This window comes from Comamonas sp. E6 (assembly GCF_001010305.1).
GTDB classification, from domain to species: Bacteria; Pseudomonadota; Gammaproteobacteria; order Burkholderiales; family Burkholderiaceae_C; genus Comamonas; species Comamonas thiooxydans.
The window spans coordinates 55761-82070 of record NZ_BBXH01000007.1 but is presented as its reverse complement, the minus strand read 5'-3'; the positions used below and the strand labels follow the sequence as shown (position 1 = coordinate 82070).

Sequence of the window (26310 nt, the reverse complement as noted above, 5' to 3'; positions counted from 1 at the left end):
GGCACGAGGCCCCTTTTGCGCTTACTTGCCAGCGTTCTGCAGGGCGACCTGCACGGTGTCGGCCACATTCTCGGCGGTGAAGCCGAAGTGCTTGAACAGCACGCCTGCAGGAGCGGACTCACCGTAGGTGTCGATACCGACCACGGCGGCGCAGCCGTACTTCCACCAGAAGTCGGTCACGCCCATTTCCACGGCGATGCGGGGCAGGCCGGCGGGCAGCACGGCCTTCTTGTACTTCACATCCTGCTTGTCGAAGGTCGTGGTGCTGGGCATGGAGACCACGCGCACGGCGATCTTGCGTTCGGCCAGCTGCTTCTGGGCAGCCAGAGCCAGCTGCACTTCGGAGCCGGTGGCGATGATCACGGCCTGGGCCTTCTTGCCCTTCAGGCCCACATCCTTGGGCTCGGAGAGCACATAGGCGCCGCAGGCGATGTCGTCCAGCGCGTCTTCGCTCTTGGGCGAGTAAGCCAGATTCTGGCGGCTCAGCAGCATGGCTGTGGGCTTGTTCTTCTGGCTCAGGGCCACAGTCCAGGCCACGGCTGTTTCCGTGGTGTCGGCGGGGCGCCACACGTCCAGACCGGGGATCAGGCGCAGGGAGGCTGCGTGCTCGATGGACTGGTGGGTGGGGCCGTCTTCGCCCAGGCCGATGGAGTCGTGCGTGAAGACGTGGATCACGCGCTGCTTCATCAGAGCCGCCATGCGGATGGCGTTACGGCTGTAGTCGGAGAAGGTCAGGAAGGTGCCGCCGTAGGGGATGAAGCCGCCGTGCAGCGCCACACCGTTCATGATGGCTGCCATGCCGAACTCGCGCACACCGTAGTTGATGTGGCGGCCGATCTGGCCTTCTTCGGTCTTGACCACGGCACCCTTGTCGTCCACGCGGAAAGAGGGGGTGGACTTGGTGTTGGTCAGGTTGGAGCCGGTCAGGTCGGCAGAGCCGCCCAGCAGCTCGGGCAGAGCGGCTGTCAGGCCTTCCAGAGCCAGCTGGCTGGCCTTGCGGCTGGCCACGGTGGCACCGGCGTCATGGGCGTCGGAGGCGATCTTGGCGGCGATTTCACCGAAGTTGGCGGGCAGATCGCCAGCCATGCGGCGTGTGAACTCGGCGGCTTGCTCGGGGAAGGCAGCGGTGTAGGCTGCGAACTTTTCGTTCCAGGCCGCTTCGGCCTTGGTGCCCAGATCCTTGGCGTTCCAGTCGGTGTAGACCTCGGCAGGGATCTCGAAGGGGCCATGAGTCCAGCCCAGAGCCGCGCGGGTCAGTGCGATTTCTTCGGCGCCCAGAGGTTCGCCGTGGGCCTTGGCTGTGTCCTGACGGTTGGGCGAGCCCTTGCCGATATGGGTCTTGCAGCAGATCAGCGTGGGCTTGTCGGCGCTCTTCTTGGCGGCGGCGATGGCCTTGTCCAGGGCGTCCACGTTGTGGCCGTCCACGGCGCGGATCACGTTCCAGCCGTAGGCTTCGAAACGTTCGGGCGTGTTGTCGATGAACCAGGGGGCAACCTTGCCGTCGATGGAGATGCCGTTGTCGTCGTACAGGGCGATCAGCTTGTTCAGCTTCCAGGCGCCGGCCAGGGCAGCGGCTTCATGCGAGATGCCTTCCATCAGGCAGCCATCGCCCAGGAACACGTAAGTGTGGTGGTCGACGATCTCGTGCTTGTCCTTGTTGAACTCGGCAGCCAGCAGCTTTTCAGCCAGTGCGAAGCCCACGGCATTGGTGATGCCCTGGCCCAGAGGGCCGGTGGTGGTTTCCACGCCGACAGTGATGCCCACTTCGGGGTGGCCGGCAGTCTTGCTGTGCAGCTGACGGAAGTTCTTCAGCTCTTCGATGGGCAGGTCGTAGCCGCTCAGGTGCAGCAGCGCATAGATCAGCATGGAGCCGTGACCGTTCGACAGAATGAAGCGGTCGCGATTGGCCCAGTGAGGGTTCACGGGGTTGTGCTGGAGGTGGCGGCTCCACAGCGCTACGGCCATGTCGGCCATGCCCATGGGGGCACCGGGGTGGCCGGAATTGGCTTGTTGAACGGCATCCATTGCGAGTGCACGGATTGCATTCGCCATATTTTGAGTGTTGGCCATCAGGGCGCTCCGAAAAGGAGGGGTAATTCTGCTAAGCCCATCATTTTAATGGAGGCCCAATTTTCGCAGGCGGGATGCGGGTCAATGCTCTACAGTGCAACCCCAGAAACAGGTGTCTGCTACACCTCAAACCGTGTTGAAAAGCTGATTGCAATGACTGTAGAAAACGCTGCCCCCCTCCTGGTGCAACCCCCTGCAATGCTGCTGGCCGCAGGCCGGGGCGAGCGCATGCGGCCTCTGACCGATATCACGCCCAAGCCGTTGCTCAAGGTGCAGGGCGTGCCGCTGCTGCAGCTGCACCTGCAGGCGCTGCAGGCTGCGGGCGTGGCACGGGCCGTCATCAATACCGGCTGGCTGGGGGCGCAGATTCCCGCGTATTTCGGCGATGAATTCGTGCCGCAACCCGATGGGCGCGCGAGCGCGAAGCTAGCGCTTTCCTATTCGGAGGAACCCGAGAAAGCCTTTGAGACCGCTGGCGGCATCAGCCGCGCCCTGCCTCAGCTGGGCCGGGTTTTCTGGCTGGCCGCAGGCGATGTCTATGCGCCGGATTTCTGCTTTGCGGTGCAGGATGCCCAGGCGTTTGCGCACAGCGATGAACTGGCCCATCTGTGGCTGGTGCCAAATCCTGCACACAATCCGCGTGGCGACTTCGGTCTGAGCGAGGACGGCAAGGCGCTGGATCTGTCTGCCGACGACGAACGCCCGCGCTATACCTACAGCACGATTGCGCTCTTGAAAGCCGAGTTGTTTGCAGCACCGTGGTTCGATGTGCAGCCCGGAAACCCCGAAGGCCTGCGCGCCCCGCTGGCCCCGCTGCTGCGCCGCGCCATGCAGGACGGCCGCGTGGGGGCCTCGCTCTACACCGGTCGCTGGGTCGATGTGGGCACGCCCGAGCGACTGGCCGAGCTGAATCAGGGCTGAGACATGAGCGCACGCAGCATCGACTGGCAAGGCCCGCACATCGTCCACGCCTGCACTGCGCAGGCTGGCTGGGGCCAGTTGCTGCTGCTGACCGGGGACGGCGGCTTGCATGCGTTGAAGCTGCCAAGCGGCCGGAGCCAGCAACTGGCGCAGCTGGATTTGCCAGAGCCGACATCGCCTACGCCGCACTGGCAGCATGGCTTCAAGGTGCATTGCGCAATCAGTGGCGACTATGCGGTGATTGCAGATGATGGAGGCACATTTGGCGTGCTGGTGAATTTGTGTACGGGCGAGCGCGTCGTGCAGCTTTTTGGGGGCGACTACCACCCCAGGACCGTGCCTTTTTCCATCGCATTTGTCCAGCACCAGGGCCGCGATGTGCTGATTCATCGCACGCAGTGGAACCGGCTCGATGCCATGGATTGCGCGACGGGCGAGAACCTGACCGAGCGCGACGGGCTGGCGTTCGAGCAGCCGCACTATCTGGATTATTTTCATGGCCGTCTTCTGCCCAGCCCTTCGCAGCAATGGCTGCTGGACGACGGCTGGGTTTGGGCGCCCGTGGGCATTCCCGCCGTGTGGTCGCTGCCGGCCTGGCTGGATGGCAATCGCTGGGAGTCCGAGGACGGCCCCTCGCGCAAGCGGCTGGCGCAGGGCGAGGGCTGGGACCAGCCCTGCGTGTGGCTGGATGACTCGCGCGTCGCGATCTGGAACGTCGGCAACTGGGATGACGACGGCTTTGGCGACTGTCTGCATGCGCCGGGCGCGGTGATCTTCGATATCCATGAGCCTGTGCCCGAGGAAGGCCATGCGGGCCAGCTCTGGCCCATGCCTGGCCTGCCGCGCGCCCGATATCTGCACTGCGTGAACGGTCGCTTGCTGGTGGTGGGCGAAGGGCAGAGCTGGCTCTGGGATATGCCAACCCGCGAGCTGCTTTGCCTCTGGCCCGATTTCGCGCCCCAGGGCTGGCATGCGCAGCGTGGCGAGCTGGTCGAGTGGTCGGCGCAGCAGATAAAAATACTTACTCCCTAAACTACTTTGGAACTTATGCCAGCAATGCGCACGAAGCTATGAGTTGAGGAGCTTCTCTGTGGATCGCACGAATGCTTGTCATGGCAAGCGTCTGCTATGCTTTTTAATTTTCTGACTGGCGCAACCGGATGCAAATCCACAGTTCCTCTTGTGGCCGTCATCGGGTGAGTGCATGCAAATCGTTTTCTTCATGGCTCTGGTGGGGCTGGCCGCGTTCTGCCAGAACCTCACGGGCTTCGCGTTCGGACTGATCTTTGTCGGCGTGGCAGGGGCCACGGGCCTGATGAATATTGCCGATGCGGCCAATGTGGCCTGTCTGCTGTCCATCATCAACGGCATCAGCTATATGCGCGCCTACCGCTTCGAGCCGGACTGGGTCATGCTCAAGCCCATGCTCATCAGCAGCGTGCTGGGCGTGGTCGGCGGGGTGCTGCTGCTGCACTGGCTCAGCGGCAATACGCTCAACGGCCTGCGCATGCTGCTGGGCCTGGTGATCGTGCTGTGCGCCATGTTGCTGCTGATGCAGAAGAAGGCGCTGGACCAGCCCTCGGGCCCTGTCTCGATGTGGGTGGCCGGCGTGTCGTCGGGGCTGCTCGGTGGCTTGTTTGCCACACCCGGCCCGCCCATGGTCTATCACCTCTACCGCCAGCCGCTGGATCGCATGCTGGTGCGCCACTGCCTGTTTGCCATGTTTGTCTCCTGCTCCTTGCTGCGCGCTGCCATGGTGGCTGTGGAGGGGCAACTGAACTGGGCGGTCATGGGCTGGACGGCACTGGCCTTTCCTGTCGTCACAGGCGTGACCTGGTGGAGTGCCAGACATCCGCCCGCCTGGCCCAAAAGGCTGGTGGAATGGCTGGTCTGCGGCCTGCTGATTCTGTCCGGGGCAAGCCTGCTCTGGTCGGGCTGGCGCGCGAGTCAGCCCGAGGCCCTGGTGCCCGGTGATGCGATGGCGCTGCTGGCCGCCGGGACTCAGACCGGCACAAGGGTAGGAGCGCAATAGCTGACATCCGCAGATGTAAGCTGATGTACAGATGCCCGGCCAGCATTACGATATGCCCATGACTTCTGTATATGCCCAACGCCGCGCACGCTTGGCCGCCCAGTTGGGCGACGGCGGTGTCGCCATCATCCCCACGGCTCCCGAGCTGCATCGCAACCGCGATACCGAGTATCTGTATCGCCACGACAGCTACTTCTACTACCTCACGGGCTTTTCCGAGCCCAATGCCTGCCTGGTGCTGACCAGCGACGGCAAGAGCGTGCTGTTCTGTCAGCCCAAGGATCTGGAGCGCGAGGTCTGGACCGGCTATCGCCTGGGCCCCGAGGCTGCCAAGACCAAGCTGGGCATGGCTCAGGCGTTCTCCAGCGATGAAATCAATTCCCGCCTGCCGCGCCTGCTGGAAAATCGTGAGCGCGTCTGGTTCCCCTTTGCCACCCACAAGGGCCTGGCCGAGCAGGTCGAAGGCTGGCTCAGCCAGGTGCGCGCCCGCTCGCGCTTTGGCGTGCTCTGTCCCACGCAGCAGGGCGATGCCTGTGCGCTGCTCGATGAAATGCGTCTGGTCAAGGACGCGCACGAGCAGGACATCATGCGCCGCGCCGCGCAGATCAGTGCCCAGGCCCATGTGCGTGCCATGCAGCGCTCGGCCCGCATGATCCGCAATGGCGAGGAGGTGCGCGAATACCATCTGGACGCCGAGCTGCTGCACGAGTTCCGCCAGCATGGCTCGCAGTACGTGGCCTACGGCTCCATCGTGGCCGCCGGTGCCAATGCCTGTGTGCTGCACTATCAGGCCGACAAGGCGCCGGTGCGCGCGGGCGAGCTGGTGCTGATCGACGCGGGCTGCGAGCTGGATGGTTATGCCAGCGATATCACGCGCACCTTCCCGGCCGACGGCAAGTTCAGCGGGGCGCAGCGTGCGCTGTACGACCTGGTACTGGCCAGCCAGGAAGCGGCGATTGCCGTCACCAGGGCCGGCAAGCGCTTCAACGACCCGCATGACGCCACCGTGGCCGTGCTGGCCCAGGGCATGCTGGACCTGGGGCTGCTGGACCGTACCAAGTACGGCACGGCCGAGGATGTGATCGAGTCGCGTGCCTACTTCCAGTTCTACATGCACCGCACCGGCCACTGGCTGGGCATGGATGTGCATGACTGCGGCAGCTATGTGGAACCCAGCGAGCTGGGCGTGGTCAGCGAGCGCAAGGACCCGATCTCGGGCGAAACCATTGCCAATCGCCCCAGCCGCATCCTGCGCCCCGGCATGGTCACGACGGTAGAGCCGGGCATCTATGTGCGTCCTGCGCCCGGCGTGCCCGAGCAGTTCCACAACATCGGTATCCGCATCGAGGACGATGCCATCGTCACCGAGACCGGCTGCGAGCTCATCACCCGCGGCGTGCCGGTCAAGGCCGACGAGATCGAAGCGTTGATGCGTGACTGAGAGGCCTGAGCCAGGGTTCATCATGCCGCAGACCTTTACCCACCTGTCTCATCGCGCTGCGGCCAGGCCACAGTCTGCCGCGCGCATGGGCTTGCTGCTTTGGTTGCTGGGTCTGCCAGGCGTGGTGGCGCTGGCCTGGACGACGCCGCCTGCCTGGCTGGCCGCTCTCGCCAGTGGCGGCTCAGACATTGTGGTCGGCTGGGCCGCGACGGCGGGGTTGAGCGTCCTGCTGGCGCTGAGCGTGGGCCTCGGGGTCCGGCTGGGCCCGAGGCTGGGCTTGAGCGCACCATTGATTCATGCCGTGGCCGAGGGGCGCATGCCCTGGCGCGGTGTGCGCGTGCTGAGCCTGCCCGGCGTGGCGGGCGGCGTGATCGGCGCGGCCTGGCTGGTGACGTTGGCCGTGGTCTGGCCCGAGAGCATGTCTTTTGTGGACCCGGTCTACGGCTTGCCGCTATGGCCCAAGCTGCTCTATGGCGCGATTACCGAAGAGTTGCTGTTGCGTCTTGGCATGCTGAGCGCCGTGATGTGGCTGCTGTGGAAGGCCTTTGGCAGCCCCAGGCAGCGCCCGGACTGGCGGCTGGGCTGGGCGGCGATTGCATTGGCTGCCTTGCTGTCCGGCTGCATTCCGGTGTTTCTGGGCTGGACCGTGGTCGGCGAGCTGTCGGCGCCGGTCGTACTGCAGCTGTTGGTGTGTGAAAGCGTCTACGGGTTGCTGGCGGGCATCATGTTCTGGCGCTACGGGCTCGAGGCCGCCATGCTCACGCATGTGGTGACCTATCTGCTCTCGCACGGGCTGATCTGAGGCCTGCACATTTGAACCTGCCGGGCAAAACTGTTTCGACGCGGTCTTTGATGCACTGCAGCAGGCGCGCCGATTCGGGCGCGAGTTTCGCTCTTATGCTTCTGAATCAGTAGCTGCAAGCGCTTGAAATATAAACATTTCATGCTTGATATGACCTGAGTTCAATAATGGACATGTGTAGGCAGCTACTGTTTTTGTGGTCCTGTGGCTGGCTTGTCGGGTGCGGCAGCAGCGTGCAAGATGCAGTCATGTAACCGCATTCGTGCCAGAATTGAAACCCGATTACATTCCATCGCGAGAGAGACATTTCATGCAAGTGAGTCGTGCTACCAAGATCGTCGCCACACTGGGCCCCGCTTCCAGCGATCCGCAACTGCTTGAACAAATGGTGCGCGAAGGCGTGAACGTCGTGCGCCTGAACTTCAGCCATGGCAAGGCGCAGGACCATATCGACCGTGCCACCATGGTGCGCGAGGCTGCCCAGCGTGCAGGCCGCGAAGTGGCCATCATGGCCGACCTGCAGGGTCCCAAGATCCGCGTCGGCAAGTTTGCCGAGGGCAAGGTCATGCTCGAGCCCGGCGAGCGCTTCGTGCTCGATGCATCGCGCACCGAACTGGGCGACATCAACGGCGTGGGCCTTGATTACAAGGAGCTGCCCCGTGACGTGAAGGCCGGCGATGTGCTGCTGCTCAACGACGGCCTGATCGTGCTGACCGTGGACGCAGTGCGCGGTGAAGAGGTACACACCGTCGTCAAGCTGGGTGGCGAGCTGTCCAACAACAAGGGCATCAACAAGCAAGGTGGCGGCCTGACGGCTCCCGCACTGACCGCCAAGGACATGGAAGACATCAAGACCGCGATGTCCTTCCAGGCCGACTACGTGGCCGTGAGCTTCCCCAAGAACGCCACCGACATGGAAATGGCGCGCCAGCTTTGCAATGTGGCCGCTGCCCAGTACGGCCACAAGCCCGGCCTGATTGCCAAGATCGAGCGTGCCGAGGCCATTCCGCGCCTGGAAGAGATTCTCAAGGTCTCCGACGGCATCATGGTTGCCCGTGGAGATCTGGCCGTGGAAGTGGGCAACGCTGCCGTGCCCGCGCTGCAAAAGAAGATGATCCGCATGGCGCGCGACATGGACAAGGTGGTGATCACCGCGACCCAGATGATGGAGTCCATGATCACCAACCCCGTGCCCACCCGTGCCGAAGTGAGCGACGTGGCCAATGCCGTGCTGGACGGCACCGATGCCGTGATGCTGAGCGCCGAAACCGCTGCCGGCAAGTACCCGCTGGAAACCGTGCGCGAAATGGCCGCCATCTGCGCCGCTGCGGAAGCGGCCGAAGACCGCGTCAAGGATGCCGACTTCAGCAACAGCCAGTTCAAGCGTACCGATCAGGCCATCGCCATCGGCGCGCTGTTCACCGCTCATCACCTGGGTGCCAAGGCCATCGTGGCGCTGACCGACTCCGGCTCGACAGCGCTGTGGATGAGCCGTCATCGCATCCATATTCCCATCTACGCTCTGACACCCAAGCTGGCCACGCAGCGCAAGATGGCGCTGTACCGCAACGTGCGCCCTCTGCTGATGGACACCAGCGCCGAGCGCGACATGGCGCTGGACCAGGCCAAGGGCCATTTGCTGGCCCGCGGCATCGTGCAGTCCGGTGATGTCTACGCCATCACCTGCGGAGAGCCCATGGGTCAGCCCGGTGGTACCAATATGCTCAAGATCTGCAGGGTGGAGTGAGCCCCCTGAGCGGCTATGCCGCTTCCCCCCGAGGGGGACGGCATCTTCGCTGCGAGGCGGCTCTTGCTTGATGTCTCTGACTTGAAGCATGCCTCATCAAAAAAGCTGCCAGCGCTTTATGCATAAGCGCTGGCAGCTTTTGTTTTGAGAGCGTGAATCAGCCGAGCAGGGGTTGCAGGCGGCGCTTGAGCTGTTTGCGACGCCGGGCTTGCTGGATCTGCAGGGCGCTGCGCCAGACCAGCACGGCGCTGGCGGCACCGACCAGCATGCCGGCCAGAACGTCCGAAGGGAAATGCACGCCCAGCACCACGCGGCTCAGTGCCACGCTGGTGGCGAGAAGCCATGCGACAACAACCAGCCAGCGCTGGTGTCTGCCCACTCCCAGGTTGATGCCCTGAGCCAGGGCAAAGGCGCCGGCGGCGTGCATGCTGGGAAAGCTGGCGCTGGCGCCATGTGCTATCCACTGCATGCCCATGCCCAGTTGCGCCGGCCTGGGCATGGGCAGGCCCCAGCGAATCAGACGGCAGGCCACCCAGGCACATGCCATTGACAGCAAGGCCAGTTGCAGGCTGCGCCGCCAGCCCTTGCCAAGCGCCAGCATGGCGGCAATCACGGGCAGGGCGCACAGGCCGGGCAACCAGTTGGAGGCGAAGCGCGAGGCCTGAATCCACCACAGCGGGCTCTGGGTGTTGGCATTCAGAAAGTGAAATACGGGGGCATCGATAAGCAGCATGAATGGCCTTTGCGTGTGTGCTGCGCTCAGTCCTGGGCAAGCAGCTCGTCGAGGGGCAGGGCTGCATCCGCCGGTGTCTGGTGCGCCAGGCGGCGGGTGGTCAGCAGATCGCAAAACCAGCTGGCCGTCCAGCACAGCCAGGCGGTCCACAGCGTGTGGCTCATGAAGTGGGCACCGCGCATCTGCTGCGCCAGACCCAGGGCCATACCGACCGCAAGGGCAGCGGCAAGCCACAGGCATGCAGTGCGCGGCAGCTCGTGGCGCAGCGCGAAGTAGCCGCTGATGAAGGCAAAGCCCGCCGAGGCATGACCGGCCGGAAAGCAGTGGCCGCCACCGCCATCTATGACACCCCAGGCCCAGTGCGAGACATAGTGGCCCACGCCGCCGAAGTCGGCGAGGTCCCAGGGGCAGCTGGTGACGCTGATGCGTTTCATCAGCGCCATGATGATGAGCGAGACCAGTGCGCCCACGACCAGTTGTATCCGGCGTGGGTAAGACACTTTTCGCATCCAGCCTATGGGCCACCAGATCATCAGGCTCAGCCCCATGACGATGGCCCAGGCCAGTTTGCGCGCACCTTCATGGGCAATGTTGACCATGAACCAGTCGTTCTGCAGGGCAAAGCCCTGGCTGCTGCCAAACCAGTGCGCCATGGGCATGTCAAGGCTGCTCATGTCCCAGGCCAGTACGCAGGCCAGGGCAATGACAGTCCAGCTCAGCAGGGCTGGAGCGGAGGCTTGGCGAAGAGGAGGGAGGGGGTGCGAGGGGGCGGACGACTTCATGTCCGCCACGATAGAAAGCGCTGCTTAACAAGCGCTTAAGAGCAGGCTCAGCCCTGGGCCGCCCATGCGCCGCGCAGGCGCTTGAGATGCGGCACGACGCGCAGATGACGGCGGCGGCGCAGCTGGAAGGCGATGTGCCAGACGATGAGCGCGCCGCTGATGCCTATCAGCGCGCCGGCCATCAGATCGGACGCAAAGTGCACCCCCAGATGGACGCGGCTCCAGGCGATGCCGATGGCGGCTATCCAGGCCAGCCAGACAAGCGGCTTGCGGTGGCGGGTTGCGCCCAGGCTGAGGGCCATGGCCAGGGCAAAGGCTCCGCTGGCATGCAGGCTGGGAAAGCCGGCACGTCCTCCATGCTGAATCCATAGCGTACCCAGATTGAGCTGGAACGGGCGCGGGGCCGGGAAGCCCCAGCGTATGAGTCTGGCGATCAGCCAGGCCGTGGCCATGGACAGCAGCAGCATCAACATGGTGCGGCGTGTTGCCGGCGAGCCGAACACCAGGGCGATGAGGACAAGAATGCCGCTGAGATTGGGCAACCAGGCCGAGAGTGCACGTGCCAGCTGGATGCTGAACCAGTGCGTCTGGGCATCGGCATTGAACAGCGCAAACAGAAATGGATCGAAGAAGAACATGAAGGCGCTGCGGCAGATTGCGGCAATGGAAGGTGGCCGATGTTAAAGCGAAATGCAGGCTTGCGGATGTCAAGCCCATGAGCGATCAGGGGAGGTGGTTGCCGGCGTTGACCAGCCAGTTGAGCGGATTGCGGATTGCCGCGCACAATGCGTGCATGCGAATTCTGGTGGTCGAAGACAACGAAGGCATTGCAGCAGGGCTGCGAACCAATCTCATGCAGCGCGGCTATGCGGTGGACGTGTGCGCCAGCGTGGCCGAGGCCTGGCATGCCCTGAGTGCCGAGCGCTTCGATGCCGTGTTGCTGGACCTGGGTCTGCCCGACGGTGATGGCAGCGAGGTCGTGCGCCGCCTGCGTCTGCAGACAGGACGGCCCGGTGCGCCGCAACTGCCCGATCCGGCCACGCCGGTGCTGATCCTCACGGCACGCGATCAGGTGCAGGACCGGGTCGCGGGGCTCAATCTGGGCGCCGATGACTATCTGGTCAAACCCTTTGACATGGACGAACTGGAGGCACGCTTGCGCGCCATGATGCGCCGCGCGGCCGGTCAGGCATCGCCGGTGATCCGCCATGCAGATCTGGAGGTGGACCCGGCTACCCGCACCATCAGGCAGGCGGGGCAGAAGGTGGAGGTATCACCGCGCGAATTTGCCGTGCTCTGGGCCTTGTTGCTTGCGCGCGGGCGGGTGCTGTCGCGCCCGCAAATCGAGGAGCATCTCTACAGCTGGGGCGATACGGTGGAGAGCAATGCCGTGGAGGTCTATGTCCACCATCTTCGCAAGAAGCTGGGCCAGAAGATCATTGTGACCATGCGCGGCGTGGGCTACTTCATGCCGCAGGAGCAGGAATGAAGGCCATGCCGCAGACCGGCATGCGCCGCAGCTCGCTGCAGCTGAATCTGCTGGCCTGGATGCTGGGCGCGCTGGCGCTGGTCTGGGGCAGCTTCGTCATCTGGGGCTACCAGACCGGAGTGCACGAGGCCGATGAGCTGACCGACGGACACCTGGCCGGAGTGGCCGCGCTGACCTTGAACTGGCATGTGCAGGACGATGTGCCGGCCGGAGAGACCACGGCTGTCCAGCCGCCTGCAGGCCTGCACGCCCACGACTATCAGGAGTCGCTGAGCGTGGTGCTCTGGAATGCGCAAGGCCTGCTGATATCGCGCACCGGACAGGCGCCCTTGCCGGACTTCGACATCGAGCAGGGCTTTGCCACGATTGGTGCGGATGAACGCAAGGCCTGGCGCAGCTATACCCAGTGGAGCCACGACAAAACCGCCAAGGTCACGGTGATGATCGACCTGGCCGAGCGCGACAGTCTGGCCGACGACATCGCCATGCAGATGATAGAGCCGGGATTCTGGCTGCTGCCCGTGATCGTGATTGCGCTGGGTGTGGCCATGCGCCGCGGCATGCGTCCTCTCAATCAGCTCACGCAACGCGTGGAGGCACTGGATCTGGGCCGTGACCAGCGCCTCTCCGATGCCCATGTGCCGCGCGAGCTCTCGCCCATGGTCAGCTCGATCAACACCTTGCTCGACCGCCAGCAGGAGGCATTGGAGCGCGAGCGCAATCTGGCCAATGAAGTGGCCCATGAACTGCGCACGCCGCTGGCTTCCATCGCTTTGCAGGCCCAGGCGCTGAAGACGGAGGGGCAGGCCGATACCGCTGTCATGCAGGCCGCGCTGCAGCGCATCGGTCAGGACGCCCTGCATGCCGGCCATGTGCTCGATCAGTTGCTGACCCTGGCCCGGGCTGGACGCGGCATGCTGGATGCGCCTTTGCAGACCGTGAACTGGGCCGATGTGGTGCGCAATGTGGCGGCGGCGCAGGCCCAGCATGCCTGGCAGCGTGAAGACATGATCTCCGTGGACGCCCCGCAGGAGCTGCCGGTGCGCGGCAATGCGCTGCTGCTCGATTCGGCCCTGCGCAATCTGGTGGAAAACGCCGTGCGCCACACGCCGACGGGCACGCAGATCGAGGTGCAGGCCGGCCTTGACAGCGTCCAGGAACGGGCCTGGGTGCAGGTCTGCGATGACGGCCGACGGGATGCCGCTCCGGACCATGTGCCGCCCGTGGACAGCCTGCATCTGGGCCATGAAATCGTCAGCCGTGTCATGCAGGCCCATGGCGGGCGCTTCATGGTGGCCGAGGCGCCGCAAGGCTTCACCACCTGCTATCGCATGGAATTACCGCTAGCCGGTTAAAATACCCGGTTACTAAGCGGTTACCGAAGCGTGGCCGCTGGTTTTTCCCCGGGCCACAGCTGTCGTGCGGCGCACTGCAGTGATTCATTGCCGGGGGCGTTGCCTCTCAAAACTTTGAACGGAACCCACCATGCCTTTGATCTCGATGCGCGAAATGCTGGACCATGCTGCTGAAAACGGCTATGGCATCCCCGCCTTCAACGTGAACAACCTGGAGCAGGTCCAGGCCGTGATGTCGGCGGCTGACGAAGTCGGCGCGCCCGTGATCCTGCAGGCCAGCGCCGGTGCCCGAAAGTACGCCGGTGAGCCCTTCATCAAGCACCTGATCCAGGCGGCTGCCGAGATGTATCCCCACATCCCCCTGGTGATGCACCAGGACCACGGCACCACGCCTGAAGTCTGTCAGGGCGCGCTGAACCTGGGCTTCGGCTCGGTAATGATGGACGGCTCGCTGATGAGCGACGGCAAGACACCTTCGTCCTTCGACTACAACGTGGACGTGACCCAGAAGGTGGTGGCCATGGCCCACCAGATCGGCGCCACCGTGGAAGGCGAGCTGGGCTGCCTGGGCAACCTCGAAACCGGCGAAGCCGGCGAAGAAGACGGCATCGGTGCCGAGGGCAAGCTGGACCACAGCCAGATGCTGACCGACCCCGAAGAAGCTGCCGTGTTCGTCAAGGCCACCCAGCTGGATGCGCTGGCGATCGCCATCGGCACCAGCCACGGCGCCTACAAGTTCAGCCGCAAGCCCACAGGCGACATCCTGGCGATCTCGCGCGTCAAGGAAATCCACGCCCGCATCCCCAACACCCATCTGGTGATGCATGGCTCCTCTTCCGTGCCCCAGGAGCTGCTGGCCATCATCAACCAGTACGGCGGCAAGATGAAGGAAACCTACGGCGTGCCCGTGGAAGAGATCCAGGAAGCCATCAAGTACGGCGTGCGCAAGATCAATATCGACACTGACATCCGTCTGGCGATGACCGGCGCCGTGCGCAAGTTCCTGGCCGAGAACCCCGACAAGTTCGACGCCCGCGAATGGCTCAAGCCTGCACGCGAAGCGGCCAAGCAAGTCTGCAAGGCCCGCTACATCGAGTTCGGCTGCGAAGGCCAGGGTGCCAAGATCAAGGGTTACAGCCTGGAGCAAATGGCCAAGAAGTACGCCGCCGGCGATCTGGCCCAGCTGGTCAAGTGAGCTCAAGTTTGATAGCTGTCAGCGCTTTTCCAGCAAGCGCTGGAGGCTGAAAACACTCAAAGCCCGCAGCCTGATGCCTGCGGGCTTTTTTCATGGGCTTTGACTTCTGTTACCAAGGTGACCCGGCTTGTTTCCTAGGGTTACTACAGTATCGAACGACCGTGCTTTTTATCACAATGGCCGGATCAGACGATAAGACACGGAGACAGAAGAATGAGTGACCGTCCTTGGCTGAATGCATATCCAGAGGGAGTTCCTGCGGACATCGATGCGTCCCAGTATCCATCGCTGGTGGCCTTGATGGAAGAGGCATTTGCCAAGCATGCCGACAAGGTGGCCTATTCCTTCATGGGCAAGGAGCTGACCTTCGCCCAGGTCGATGCGCAGAGCAAGCTTTTTGCCGCCTATCTGCAAAGCCTGGGGCTGCAGCGCGGCGACCGTGTGGCGCTGATGATGCCCAATATTCCCCAGTACCCGGTGGCCGTGGCCGGGGTGCTGCGTGCCGGCTATGTACTGGTCAACGTCAACCCGCTCTACACGGCACGCGAGCTCGAGCATCAGCTCAAGGACTCGGGCGCCAAGGCCATCGTCATCATCGAGAACTTCGCCAAGACGCTGCAGGACGGCATGCATGGCAGCGCCGTGCAGCACATCGTGCTCTGTGCCATGGGCGACGAGTTGGGGCTTTTGAAGGGCATGCTGGTCAATTACGTGGTGCGCTCCGTCAAGAAGCTGGTGCCGCCCTTCAGCCTGCCCGGTGCCGTGCGCTTCAAGGATGCACTGGCCAAGGGGCGCGGTGCGACCTTGAACGCGCCGGTGCTCAAGGCCGACGACATGGCGCTGCTGCAATACACGGGTGGCACCACCGGCGTGAGCAAGGGTGCTGTGCTGCTGCACCGGAACATCATCGCCAACGTGCTGCAGTCCGAAGCCTGGAACGAGCCTGCCATGAAGAAGGTGCCGGCCGGCGAACAGCCCACCAGCATCTGCGCGCTGCCGCTCTATCACATCTTCGCGTTCACGGTGAACATGATGCTGGCCATGCGTACCGGCGGCAAGACCGTGCTGATTCCCAATCCGCGCGATCTCAAGGCCACGCTCAAGGAGCTGTCCAGGCATCGTTTCCACAGCTTTCCGGCCGTGAACACCTTGTTCAACGGACTGGCCAACCACCCCGACTTCGGCACAGTGGATTGGAGCCACCTCAAGGTCTCGGTGGGCGGCGGCATGGCCGTGCAGAGTGCCGTGGCCGAGCTGTGGCTCAAGAAGACCGGCTGCCCTATCTGCGAGGGTTACGGCCTCTCGGAGACCAGCCCCTCGGTGACCTGCAATCCGGTCACGGCCACGGCTTACTCGGGCACCATAGGAGTGCCCCTGCCCAGCACCTATGTGAAGCTGGTCGGCAGCGACGGCCAGGACGTGAGCGAGCCGGGTCTGCCCGGTGAAGTCGCCGTGCTGGGCCCGCAGGTCATGGCCGGCTATTGGCAGCGCCCCGACGAAACCGCCAAGGTCATGACGGCCGATGGCTACTTCCTCACGGGTGACATCGGCACCATGGACGAGCGCGGCTTTGTGAAGATCGTGGATCGCAAAAAGGACATGGTCATCGTCAGCGGCTTCAATGTCTACCCCAACGAGGTCGAGGACGTGGTCTCCAACTGCCCCGGCGTGCTGGAGTGCGCGGTGGTCGGCGTGCCCGACGAAAAGTCCGGTGAGGCCATCAAGCTCGTCGTCGTCAAGAAAGACCCGGCACTGACCGAGCAGGCCATCCGCGACTACTGCCAAGCCAATCTGACCGGCTACAAGCGTCCGCGCCACATCGTCTTTCGCACGGATCTGCCCAAGACTCCCGTGGGCAAGATCCTGCGCAGGGAACTGCGCGACGCCTGAGAGTTTTTCATCTTGTCCTTCAAGGCGAGTTCACAGGAGCGCTTGGCGCTCCTTTTTTTATGCCTGTTTTCAGGCCCGTGCCTGTGTGAGCCGGGAGCAAAACGTCACGCCGATACCTGTCTCCACCGCAGCAACAAGGAAATGTGCTTGTTGATATCGGGCAAGTCTTCTTATAATTGTTTCGCCAAATGAACCTGGTTTTATTAGTAAAACAAAAAGCAAATCGCTTTTTGTGTTCTACAACGGTTTCAGGAGAGACATATGAGCGAGATCGCACAAGACAACAGCGCCCGTACTTGGGATCGCCCCGAGGGCTCCAGCTTTGAAGACTGGATGAGCACACGCATTGCGCGCTTTGCCACGCGCAAGTACGACTTCGATGCCCTGAAGTTCCAGGCCGACTTTGATCCCAAATATCGCCGCGGCCAGATGCGTTACATCGGCACGGGCGGCACGGGCGTGGCCTCCGACAGCAACACCATTCCGTCGGAAAACTTCACCTTCTCCACCATGGTGATTCCCGCCGGCCATGAAGGCCCTTCGCATCTGCACACCGATGTGGAAGAAGTGTTCTTCGTGATGCGCGGCAAGCTCAAGCTGGTGCTGGAAAAGGACGGCGAGCGTTTCGAGACCATCCTGACCGATCGCGATGTGGTTTCGGTGCCGCCCGGCGTCTACCGCGAAGAGATCAATGTCGGTGATGAGGATGCGCTGATGTGCGTGATGCTGGGCGCTAAAAAGCCCGTCACTCCGACTTATCCGCCCGAGCATCCTCTGGCCAAGATCAAGCGCTGAGCTTCGTCATGCACGAGGATTTGCTGTCGCTGAAACTGCAGCTGCTGCAGACCGGTTTTCCCGAGCGGCTGGTGAAGCTTCCCCAGGGCGCCCAGGTCGCCTGGCGTGAGGCAGGCGACGCCAGCTCCGACTTTGCGGTGGTGCTGCTGCATGGCATCAGCTCCGGGGCTGCATCCTGGCTGGATGTGGCGCTGCAGCTGGCTGACAAAGTGCGTGTCCTGGCCTGGGATGCACCCGGTTATGGCGTGTCGACGCCGCTGGCACAGTCGGCGCCTGCCGATGCCGACTATGCGCAGGCGCTGGCCCAGTCGCTGCTGGTGCTGGGCGTGCGGCGCTGCATCCTGGTCGGGCACTCGCTGGGCGCCCTGATGGCAGCCAGGCTGGCTGCCATGGCAGCACCAGGACTGGTCGAGCAACTGGTGCTCATCAGCCCGGCGGGCGGCTACGGCGCTGCGGCCAAGGCCGAGCAGCAGTCCAAGGTGCGCGAGGGCCGGCTGGCGGCTCTGGCCGAGAAGGGCGTCGCCGGTCTGGCGGCCGTCATCGACCAGCGTCTGGTGTCCTCCGAGGCTCCTGAAGTCGTGCGTGCATGGGTGCGCTGGAATACGGCGCGCATGCAGCCGCAGGGCTATGCGCAGGCGGTCGAGCTGCTTTGCGGCAGCGATCTGGCACAGGCACGGGGCAGGCTTGGCATGCCGGTCGAGGTTTGGGTCGGCGAGCACGATGTGGTGACTACACCTGCAGCTTGCAAGTCCTGGTCCGAAATGCTGGGCGCGCACTACGGTACGCTTGCGGCTGCCGGTCATGCTTCACCCGTGGAACAACCAATGGAGGTCGCGCATAGGCTGGCATCTTTGTTGAACCAAAGCTATTGCCCCAATACCAGCTGATTGCCATGAGCGAAACCTCCGAGATTTCAACCAACGAACAAGACCGTTACACCGTGCCCGCTCTGGACCGAGGATTGCGCCTGCTGGCCTGCTTTGGCCCGGCGCAACCGGTCTGGAGTGCGCCCGAGCTGGCGCGCAGCCTCGAGCTGCCGCGCTCCACGGTGTTTCGCATGTTGACCACGCTTGAAAACTCGGGGTATCTGCAGCGCAGCGGCACCGAATACCGGCTCGGTCTGGCCGTGTTGCGCCTGGGCTATGACTACCTGTCCACCCAGCCGCTGGCACAACTGGCCGAGCCTGTGCTGCAGGCCTTGTGCGATGAGCTGGGCATGACCAGCAATCTTGCATTGCGCGACGGCACTTCCGTGGTCTATGTGGCTCGCGTCACTCCGTCCGGAGCATTCCAGGGCGCTGTGCGTGTGGGATCGCGTCTGCCGGCGCATGCAACGGTGCTTGGACGGGCCCTGTTGCATGACATGGACGGCGCGCAGCTGCGCTCGGTGTTTGGCGGCGAGGAACTGCCCCAGTTCTCCGAGAGCACGCCGCGCAATGTCGACGAGCTGCTGCGCCTGCTGGCCGAGGATCGCGAGCGTGGTTATGCCATGGGAGAGGGCTTTTACGAGCCTGGCGTTTCCAGTATTGCAGCGCCGGTGCGCGCCGCAGACGGGCGGGTGGTTGCGGGGCTGGCCATGGCCATTCCGTTTACCGAGCTGGGGCCCGAAAAAACCCAGCTCTGGGTGCAGAAGGTGCAGCAGGCGGCAGAGACTCTGTCCGCTCATTTGCGCCAGCAGCACCCGGACCATTTGCGCTGACCCCGATCACGCCGGGCCAGCGCATTTTTCAGGAGGCTAGAGATGAAAAATATTGCTTTGATTGGCTGCGGCGCGATTGGCTCCAGTGTGCTGGAGCTGTTGAGCGGAGATACCCGGTTGCAAGTGGGCTGGGTACTGGTTCCCGAGATCACGCCAGCCGTGCGCGAGACGGCTGCCCGCCTGGCGCCACAGGCGCAGCTGCTGCAGGCCCTGCCCGGCGATGCGGTGCCGGATCTTCTCGTGGAATGCGCGGGTCATGCAGCCATAGAGGAGCATGTGCTGCCGGCGCTGGCGCGCGGCATTCCTGCGGTCATCGCATCCATAGGCGCCTTGAGCGCGCCGGGCATGGCCGAGCGCGTACAGGCTGCGGCCGAGACCGGCAAGACGCAGGCCCAGCTGTTGTCGGGCGCCATCGGCGGCATTGATGCCCTGGCTGCGGCGCGTGTCGGCGGCCTGGAGACGGTGCTCTACACGGGCCGCAAGCCGCCCAAGGCATGGAGCGGCACCCCGGCCGAGCAGGTCTGCGATCTGGACGGCCTGACCGAGGCCTTCTGCATTTTCGAGGGCTCGGCGCGCGAGGCCGCACAGCTCTATCCCAAGAATGCGAATGTGGCGGCCACCTTGTCGCTGGCCGGACTGGGGCTGGACAAGACCATGGTGCGTCTGTTTGCCGATCCTGCCGTTCAGGAGAACGTGCACCAGGTCGAGGCGCGGGGTGCTTTCGGCGCCATGGAACTGACCATGCGCGGCAAGCCTCTGGCGGCCAATCCCAAGACCTCGGCGCTGACCGTGTACAGCGTGGTGCGCGCCGTGCTCAACAACGTGGCTTCCCTGGCCATCTAACCCGGTACTGACCCGTTCCAGCCATGTGCCGTGCCGGTGGCATCGGTCTTGCTTGCGTGTTTGCAAAAGTGCGCGCCAGCACCGCCCATCTGAGCATGGCATCCATGGTGTCATGTCTTTGCCCGCCGGCCTTTGCGCTGCATCAAGCCTGAGGCGCATCGGCCTTTAGCCTTTTTGAAATTTCCGTTCTCCCAGGAGACAAGACCATGCAACGTTCCGCCTTCCTCAAGTCCTGTCTGGCGCTGGCCTGCACCGCTGCGCTCCCCGCCGCCATATCCCCGGCCTTCGCTGCCAGTGCCGCCGAACAGCTGTCCAGCGGTCAGTTCACCATCATTGCGCCGTTCCCCGCCGGCGGAGCGGTGGACATCCTGTCCCGCATCCTGGCCACGGGCCTGACTGAGGAGTACAAGCAGGCCTCCATCGTCGACAACCGCCCCGGTGCCAACGGCAACATCGGCATCGACATGGTCAAGCGCGCCAAGCCCGATGGCCATACCTTGCTGGTCGTGCCTCAGGGCAACCTGACCATCAATCCCACGCTGATGCCCAAGCTGCCCTACAACGTGTTCGGCGACTTCGTGCCCGTGGCCTCCATGGGGCGTGCGGCCAATGTCATCGTCGTCAATCCCCAGGTACCGGCCAAGACCATCCAGGAGCTGGTGGCACTGTCCAAGTCCAAGCCCGATTCGATCAGCTATGCCTCGCCCGGCGTGGGCTCCAGCCTGCACCTGGCCGGCGAGTTGTTCAAGGACAAGTCGGGTGCCGACATCATGCACGTGGCCTACAAGGGCTCGGGGCAGGGCCTGAACGATGCCCTGGGCGGTACCATCCCCATGCTGATCGCCAACATGCCCACCGTGCTGCCCCATGTGCAGTCGGGCAAGCTGCGCGCCCTGGCCGTGACCGATGCCACGCGCTCGAGCTTCCTGCCCAATGTGCCGACACTGGCGGAGGCTGGTGTTCCGGGTATTGCCGTTTCGTCCTGGTATGGCGTGCTGGCTCCGAAGAACACACCGCCCGAAGTGGTCAAGCAGCTGGCCGAGGACATCGACAAGGTCATGAAGACCCAGGCCGCGCAGAACCAGCTCAAGGCCCAGGGCATGACCCCCTGGGTGGTCAAGGGCGATGCCTTTGGCGAGCTGATCCGCAAGGAGACTGCACTGTGGGCGCCCGTGGTCAAGAGCCACAATATCGTGGCACAGTAACCGTCATGCTCTAATCGCGCCTCTTGCGCTTCCCACAAAAGCGGCCCAGTGCCGCTTTTGTGCTTTCACCAGGGCCTACAGGCCCATGTTCGGAGTATCCCCATCCATGACGCTAGCCATTCTCAGCGCTCTTGCCGAAGAACAAAACGGCCTGGTCGACGCCATGCAGGACATGCAGTGCCTGCGCCATGCCGGGCGCGACTTCTGGCTGGGCCGGCTGCACGGGCATGAGGTGGTCTGCGCGCTGTCGGGCATAGGCAAGGTGGCCGCCGCCACCACCACCGCCGCGCTGATCGAGCGCTTTGGCGTGCGCGGCATTCTGTTCACCGGAGTGGCGGGCGGCATCGGCGCGGATGTGAACGTGGGCGATGTGGTGATCGCGCGGAGCTTTTTGCAGCATGACATGGATGCCTCGCCGATCTTTCCGCGCTGGCAGTTGCCCGGCTACGGTCGCAGCACCCTGGCCTGCGACGAAGCGGCGACGGACCGGCTGGTGCAGGCCGCCGACTCGGCGCTGCGCTCGGGCATCGTGGCTTCGTATGCTTCGGCCCGCGTCCATGAGGGCCTGATTGCCAGCGGCGATCAGTTTGTCAGCTCGCGCCAGGCCAGCGCACAGCTCAGAGCCGATCTGGAGGCCGCCGGCCATGCCGTGCTGGCCGTGGAGATGGAGGGCGCTGCCGTGGCCCAGACCTGCCTGGATTACGGCACGCCGTTTACTGCAATGCGCACCATCTCGGACCGGGCGGACGACAGCGCCCATGTGGATTTTTCGGATTTCGTGCGCACGGTGGCAAGCCGCTACGCGCAACGCGTGGTGCTGGACTTTCTGCGCCAGACGCCCGCGAAGAAGCAGGCTGTTTGCTAATCTTTTAATAGCTGTAAACGATTGATAAATATGAGTTTTAAGGTGTTTTAAGCCTGAACTCATTCACTAATAGGCGCTATAAGCTATTGATATTGATGACTTCGATCCAGCCTGCCGACAACTGCAGGCCGGATACCTTTTGTTGCCCCGTTTTCCTTTCAACCGCGCTTGTCGCGGTTTTTTTACGCCCGTATGTCGCTGTGGTGTGCTGACTACGGGTTTCTCCGGGTATTGACTCAAAAGAAGCTCACTAAACTGCAGTCTTGTTTCAAGAAAAAAGTGTCATTTCATATTTGAAACAAACAAGGTTTAAGATGACCCTCAACACCATGCCTTCCACCGGTCAGCTCGCTGGGCGCCGGATCCTTGTGACCGGCGCTGCCCGCGGCCTGGGTTTTGCTTTTGCTCAGACGCTGTGCCAACAGGGGGCACAGCTCGTCTTGGCCGATCTGCGCGCCGAATTGCTGAGCGAAGCCGTTGCCAAGCTGCGCGCCATGGGCTTCGAGGCTCACGGCATCGCCTTTGATGCGAGCAACCCGGCCTCCATAGAACAGTGCGCACAGCAGGCCGTGCAGACCCTCGGCGGTCTGGACGGCCTGGTCAACAACGCGGCCGTGACGGACTCCGGCGGCAAGGGCATGGACGACATCGCCCTGGAAAAGTGGGATCAGGTGATGAACGTCAATGTGCGTGGTGTCTGGCTGATGACCCGTGCCTGCCGTGCGGCGCTCAAGGACAGCGGGCGCGGCGCCATCGTCAATCTGGCTTCCGACACCGCCATGTGGGGCGCTCCCAACCTGATGGCCTATGTGGCGAGCAAGGGCGCCGTGATGGCCATGACGCGCTCCATGGCGCGCGAGCTGGGCGCGGATGCCATCACCATCAATGCCGTGGCTCCGGGCCTGGTGCTGGTCGAGGCCACCGAGTACGTGCCCGAGCATCGTCATCGCCTCTATATCGATCAGCGCGCGCTGCAGCGCGAGCAAGGGCCCGAGGATGTCTCGGGTGCCGTGTCCTATCTGCTGTCGGACGGTGCGCGCTTCGTGACGGGGCAGGTGCTGCCCGTCAACGGCGGCTTCGTCATGAACTGAGCGCCCCATGAGCGACAACGACAACGTCTCCGCCGACGGCGGCTCCGACAAGTACATGGTGCCCGCGCTGGAGCGCGGCCTGCGCCTGCTGCAGGAGTTCGGTCGCGGCAACGCCACGCTGGGCGCTCCCGAGCTGGCGCGCCGCCTGCAGCTGCCGCGCGCCACAGTGTTCCGCATGCTCAACACGCTGGAGAGCATGGGCTTTCTGCAGCGCGCCGAGGGCGGCAACGACTACCGGCTGGGCCTGTCCGTGCTGCGCCTGGGCTTCGAGTTCCTGTCCTCCATGGACCTGACCGAGCTGGGCCAGCCCGTGATCGCGCGGCTGTGCGAGGCAATCCGCTTCCCCTGCAACATCGTGGTGCGCGACGGCCGCTACATCGTCTATGTGGCCAAGGTCACGCCGCCGACACCGCTGACCAGCTCGGTGCGCGTGGGCACGCGGCTGCCCGCCCATGCCACGCTGCTGGGTCGAATCCTGCTGGCCGACCTGTCGCTGCCGGAGCTGCGTGCCCTCTATCCCGAAGAGCAACTGGAAGGCCATTCGCCCAATACGCCCAGGACCGTGATCGAGCTCTTCGACCTGGTTCAGTCCGATCGCGAGCGTGGCCATGTGGCCGGTGCGGGCTTCTACGAAAGCTCGATCTCCACCATCGCGGCGCCCGTGCGCGATCACAGCGGCCGAGTCATCGCAGCCCTTGGGGTGACCCTGGCCTCGGCCCAGATCGACCTCGAGCGCCAGACGGAGCTGGTGCCGCGTGTCTGTGCGGCGGCCACCGAACTGTCGGAGCTGCTCAATTACCGGCCGCAATCCAGCGCGCAGGTTCTGTCCATCACTTCAAGGCGCGCAGGAGGCGGCCATGCATGATTTCACACTCGACGCGACGGCCGTCGTCACCGGCGGCTCTTCGGGCATAGGCCTGGCCACGGTGGAGCTGCTGCTGGCCCAGGGCGTACGCGTGGCCCTGTGCGGCCGCAATCCAGAGCGCCTGGAGCAGGCCGTCAAGCAACTGCTGGAGCGCCATCCCGAGGCCAGCGCGCGCCTGTTCGCCCAGGCTTGCGACGTGCTCGATGCCGAGCAGGTGCAGCAGTTCGCCCGCGCCAGCGAAGCGGCTCTGGGCCCGGCTTCCATCCTCATCAACAACGCCGGTCAGGGACGTGTCTCCACCTTCGAGAACACCAGCGACGAAGCCTGGACCGAAGAGCTGCACCTGAAGTTCTTCTCGGTGCTGCATCCCACGCGCGCCTTTCTGCCGCAGCTTGAGCGCGGCGAAGGCTCGGCCATCGTCTGTGTGAACTCGCTGCTGGCTTCCCAGCCGGAGCCGCACATGGTCGCGACCTCGGCGGCGCGCGCCGGTCTCAAGAACCTGGTGCGCTCCATGGCCACCGAGTTCGCGCCCAAGGGCGTGCGCGTCAACGGGATCCTGGTCGGCCTCATCGAGTCAGGCCAGTGGCGCCGCCGCTTCGATGCCCGCGAGGACCGCAGCCAGACCTGGGAGCAGTGGAGCGCCGAGCTGGCCAGCAAGAAGTCCATTCCGCTGGGCCGCCTGGGATCACCCGCCGAAGCCGCGCGCGCCATTTTCTATCTCGCCACGCCGTTGTCGTCATACACGACCGGCAGCCATATCGATGTTTCCGGAGGCCTTTCCCGCCATGCCTAACGCAACCCAAATCACCGTCGGCGCCGTCATTGCCGAATTCCTCGAGCACTGCGATGTGAAGGCCGCCTTCGGGGTGATCTCCATCCACAACATGCCCATCCTCGACGCGATGTTTGCACGCGGCAAGGTGCGCTTTGTGATGGCGCGCGGCGAGGCTGGCGCCGGCAATATGGCCGACGCCTGCGCGCGTTCCACTTCCAGCCTGGGCGTGTGCATCACCAGCACCGGCCCGGCTTCGGGCAATATCGCCGGCAGCCTGGTGGAAGCCTATACGGCCGGCACGCCGCTCTTGCACATCACGGGCCAGATCGAGACCCAGTATCTGGACAAGAAGCTGTCGTACATCCATGAGGCACCGGACCAGCTGACCATGCTGAAGTCCGTCTCCAAGGCCGCCTTCCGCGTGCTGAGCGCAGAGACCTGCCTGTCCACGCTCAAGGCTGCGGTGCAGGCCGCGATGACTGCCCCCACGGGCCCGGTCAGCGTGGAGATTCCCATCGACATCCAGCAGGCGCTGATAGACATGCCGGCCGATCTGTCGCCGCTGCCGGTGGCTGTGCTGGCACCGAGCGAGGCTGGACTCGACGCGCTGGCCGACCAGTTGGCCAAGGCCAGGCGCCCGCTGCTGTGGCTGGGCGGCGGCGCCCGCCATGCCGTTGCCGCAGTGCAGCGCCTCAAAGCCATGGGCTTCGGCATCGTCAGCACCGGCCAGGGCCGCGGTATCGTGCCCGAGGACGATCCCGCGTCGCTGGGCGCCTACAACATCCAGAAGCCCGTCGAGGCCTTCTACCAGCGCTGCGACGCCATGCTGGCCGTGGGCACGCGCCTGCGCAGCAACGAGACGCTGAAGTACGAACTCAAGCTGCCGCGCCCGCTGCTGCGCATCGATGTGGACGCCGCTCAGCAGGGCCGCTGCTATATAGATGACGGTTTTGTCTGCGGCGACTCGGCCCTGGCCCTGAACGGCCTGGCCGACCGCCTGGAAGCGCGCGGTTACAAGGCCGATCCCGAGCTGCTGGCTGACCTGCGCCAGGTGCACGACGAAGTCGTGGCCACCATGCGCGACGGCCTGGGCCCCTACAGTGCCCTGGTGCAGAAGCTGCAGCAGGCCGTGGGCCGCAACTTCAACTGGGTGCGTGACGTGACCGTCTCCAACAGCACCTGGGGCAACCGCGAGCTGCGCTTCTTCGAGCCCAACGCAGGCGTGCACGCCACGGGCGGCGGCATCGGCATGGGCATGCCCATGGCCATTGGCGCGGCCATCGGTGCGGCCGAAAGCGGCTCGGGCCGCAAGACGCTGGGCCTGGCCGGCGACGGCGGCTTCATCCTGAATCTGGGCGAGCTCGCCACTCTGGTGCAGGAAGAGTGCGACACCATGATCGTGTTGATGAACGACCAGCGCTATGGCGTGATCCAGAACATCCAGGACGCCTCCTACGGCGGCCGCCGCTGCTATGTGGAGCTGCACACGCCCGACTACGCCCAGCTGTGCGCGTCCATCAAGCTGCCCCATGCCCGCGTGAGCCATCTCGACGAGCTGCCTGCGGTGCTGGAAGGCGCCTGGGGCAGGAAGGGGCCATTCCTGCTCGAGATCGACATGCGCGCCATCGGCAGCTTCAAGACCACGTTCTCGGGCCCGCCGGTGAACAAGCTGGACCAGATCCCGGCCACCACCAAGGCTCAGTGAGGAGTTTCAC

At 64.1% G+C, this 26310-nt stretch carries 24 protein-coding genes; 20 read left to right on the top strand and 4 right to left on the bottom strand.

Annotated elements, in window-relative coordinates; all coding sequences use genetic code 11:
• Positions 1-21: 21 nt before the first annotated feature.
• On the bottom strand, positions 22-2070 hold the full coding sequence (gene tkt / locus CSE6_RS04690) for a transketolase (RefSeq protein WP_034350865.1): 2049 nt from the start codon (positions 2068-2070) through the stop codon (positions 22-24).
• 153 nt (positions 2071-2223) lie between these two features.
• Here tkt and CSE6_RS04685 point away from each other — a divergent pair, with 153 nt between their 5' ends.
• From CSE6_RS04685 to pyk, 6 genes are all read left to right on the top strand, one after another.
• Complete coding sequence (locus CSE6_RS04685) at positions 2224-2991, top strand: nucleotidyltransferase family protein (RefSeq protein WP_059439984.1); 768 nt, start codon at positions 2224-2226, stop codon at positions 2989-2991.
• A 3-nt stretch (positions 2992-2994) separates the two neighbouring features.
• Positions 2995-4023, top strand: coding sequence for a hypothetical protein (locus CSE6_RS04680; protein WP_059439983.1), 1029 nt, complete (start codon positions 2995-2997; stop codon positions 4021-4023).
• Between the two features lie 172 nt (positions 4024-4195).
• Entirely contained in the window at positions 4196-5023 is an 828-nt protein-coding gene (locus CSE6_RS04675; RefSeq protein WP_045839377.1) for a TSUP family transporter, read from the top strand.
• A 31-nt stretch (positions 5024-5054) separates the two neighbouring features.
• Positions 5055-6464: an aminopeptidase P N-terminal domain-containing protein gene (locus CSE6_RS04670; protein ID WP_034350856.1), complete on the top strand. Its 1410-nt coding sequence runs from the start codon at positions 5055-5057 to the stop codon at positions 6462-6464.
• 22 nt (positions 6465-6486) lie between these two features.
• A complete protein-coding gene (locus CSE6_RS04665; RefSeq protein ID WP_034394668.1) occupies positions 6487-7266 on the top strand; it encodes a CPBP family intramembrane metalloprotease in 780 nt (259 codons plus the stop codon).
• A 310-nt stretch (positions 7267-7576) separates the two neighbouring features.
• Positions 7577-9013, top strand: coding sequence for a pyruvate kinase (gene pyk / locus CSE6_RS04660; protein ID WP_004340286.1), 1437 nt, complete (start codon positions 7577-7579; stop codon positions 9011-9013).
• 157 nt (positions 9014-9170) lie between these two features.
• Here pyk and CSE6_RS04655 read toward each other — a convergent pair whose 3' ends face one another.
• From CSE6_RS04655 to CSE6_RS04645, 3 genes are read right to left on the bottom strand one after another with little or no spacing between them, the layout of a single operon-like run.
• Positions 9171-9746 (bottom strand): phosphatase PAP2 family protein, encoded by a 576-nt coding sequence (locus tag CSE6_RS04655; RefSeq protein WP_034350844.1) that lies wholly within the window; start codon positions 9744-9746, stop codon positions 9171-9173.
• Between the two features lie 26 nt (positions 9747-9772).
• The gene (locus tag CSE6_RS04650; protein WP_059439982.1) at positions 9773-10528 is read right to left on the bottom strand and encodes a phosphatase PAP2 family protein; all 756 of its coding nucleotides are present in this window, start codon (positions 10526-10528) and stop codon (positions 9773-9775) included.
• A 47-nt stretch (positions 10529-10575) separates the two neighbouring features.
• Positions 10576-11166: a phosphatase PAP2 family protein gene (locus CSE6_RS04645; RefSeq protein ID WP_059439981.1), complete on the bottom strand. Its 591-nt coding sequence runs from the start codon at positions 11164-11166 to the stop codon at positions 10576-10578.
• A gap of 155 nt (positions 11167-11321) precedes the next feature.
• Between CSE6_RS04645 and CSE6_RS04640 the strand changes: the two genes are divergently transcribed.
• From CSE6_RS04640 to CSE6_RS04575, 14 genes are all read left to right on the top strand, one after another.
• Positions 11322-12017, top strand: a complete 696-nt coding sequence (locus CSE6_RS04640) for a response regulator transcription factor (RefSeq protein WP_034350838.1) — start codon at positions 11322-11324, stop codon at positions 12015-12017.
• A complete protein-coding gene (locus CSE6_RS04635) occupies positions 12014-13372 on the top strand; it encodes a histidine kinase dimerization/phospho-acceptor domain-containing protein (RefSeq protein WP_080746046.1) in 1359 nt (452 codons plus the stop codon). The genes CSE6_RS04640 and CSE6_RS04635 overlap by 4 nt, the downstream gene beginning before the upstream one ends.
• A gap of 130 nt (positions 13373-13502) precedes the next feature.
• Entirely contained in the window at positions 13503-14567 is a 1065-nt protein-coding gene (fba, locus tag CSE6_RS04630; RefSeq protein WP_004340312.1) for a class II fructose-bisphosphate aldolase, read from the top strand.
• 213 nt (positions 14568-14780) lie between these two features.
• Positions 14781-16457: a long-chain-fatty-acid--CoA ligase gene (locus CSE6_RS04625; RefSeq protein WP_034350834.1), complete on the top strand. Its 1677-nt coding sequence runs from the start codon at positions 14781-14783 to the stop codon at positions 16455-16457.
• Positions 16458-16718: 261 nt separating this feature from the next.
• Positions 16719-17252 (top strand): cupin domain-containing protein, encoded by a 534-nt coding sequence (locus CSE6_RS04620; RefSeq protein ID WP_003072476.1) that lies wholly within the window; start codon positions 16719-16721, stop codon positions 17250-17252.
• A gap of 8 nt (positions 17253-17260) precedes the next feature.
• Positions 17261-18139, top strand: a complete 879-nt coding sequence (locus tag CSE6_RS04615; RefSeq protein ID WP_059439980.1) for an alpha/beta fold hydrolase — start codon at positions 17261-17263, stop codon at positions 18137-18139.
• Between the two features lie 5 nt (positions 18140-18144).
• Positions 18145-18951, top strand: a complete 807-nt coding sequence (locus CSE6_RS04610; protein WP_034394676.1) for an IclR family transcriptional regulator — start codon at positions 18145-18147, stop codon at positions 18949-18951.
• Positions 18952-18993: 42 nt separating this feature from the next.
• Positions 18994-19794 (top strand): aspartate dehydrogenase, encoded by an 801-nt coding sequence (locus tag CSE6_RS04605; RefSeq protein WP_059439979.1) that lies wholly within the window; start codon positions 18994-18996, stop codon positions 19792-19794.
• A 206-nt stretch (positions 19795-20000) separates the two neighbouring features.
• On the top strand, positions 20001-20999 hold the full coding sequence (locus CSE6_RS04600; RefSeq protein ID WP_034350829.1) for a tripartite tricarboxylate transporter substrate binding protein: 999 nt from the start codon (positions 20001-20003) through the stop codon (positions 20997-20999).
• A 106-nt stretch (positions 21000-21105) separates the two neighbouring features.
• A complete protein-coding gene (locus CSE6_RS04595) occupies positions 21106-21864 on the top strand; it encodes a 5'-methylthioadenosine/adenosylhomocysteine nucleosidase (RefSeq protein ID WP_059439978.1) in 759 nt (252 codons plus the stop codon).
• Between the two features lie 314 nt (positions 21865-22178).
• On the top strand, positions 22179-22955 hold the full coding sequence (locus CSE6_RS04590; RefSeq protein ID WP_034350824.1) for an SDR family oxidoreductase: 777 nt from the start codon (positions 22179-22181) through the stop codon (positions 22953-22955).
• A 7-nt stretch (positions 22956-22962) separates the two neighbouring features.
• The gene (locus CSE6_RS04585) at positions 22963-23820 is read left to right on the top strand and encodes an IclR family transcriptional regulator (protein WP_034350821.1); all 858 of its coding nucleotides are present in this window, start codon (positions 22963-22965) and stop codon (positions 23818-23820) included.
• Complete coding sequence (locus CSE6_RS04580) at positions 23813-24613, top strand: SDR family oxidoreductase (protein ID WP_059439977.1); 801 nt, start codon at positions 23813-23815, stop codon at positions 24611-24613. The genes CSE6_RS04585 and CSE6_RS04580 overlap by 8 nt, the downstream gene beginning before the upstream one ends.
• A complete protein-coding gene (locus CSE6_RS04575; protein ID WP_059440146.1) occupies positions 24606-26300 on the top strand; it encodes a thiamine pyrophosphate-binding protein in 1695 nt (564 codons plus the stop codon). The genes CSE6_RS04580 and CSE6_RS04575 overlap by 8 nt, the downstream gene beginning before the upstream one ends.
• The last annotated feature ends 10 nt before the right edge of the window (positions 26301-26310 follow it).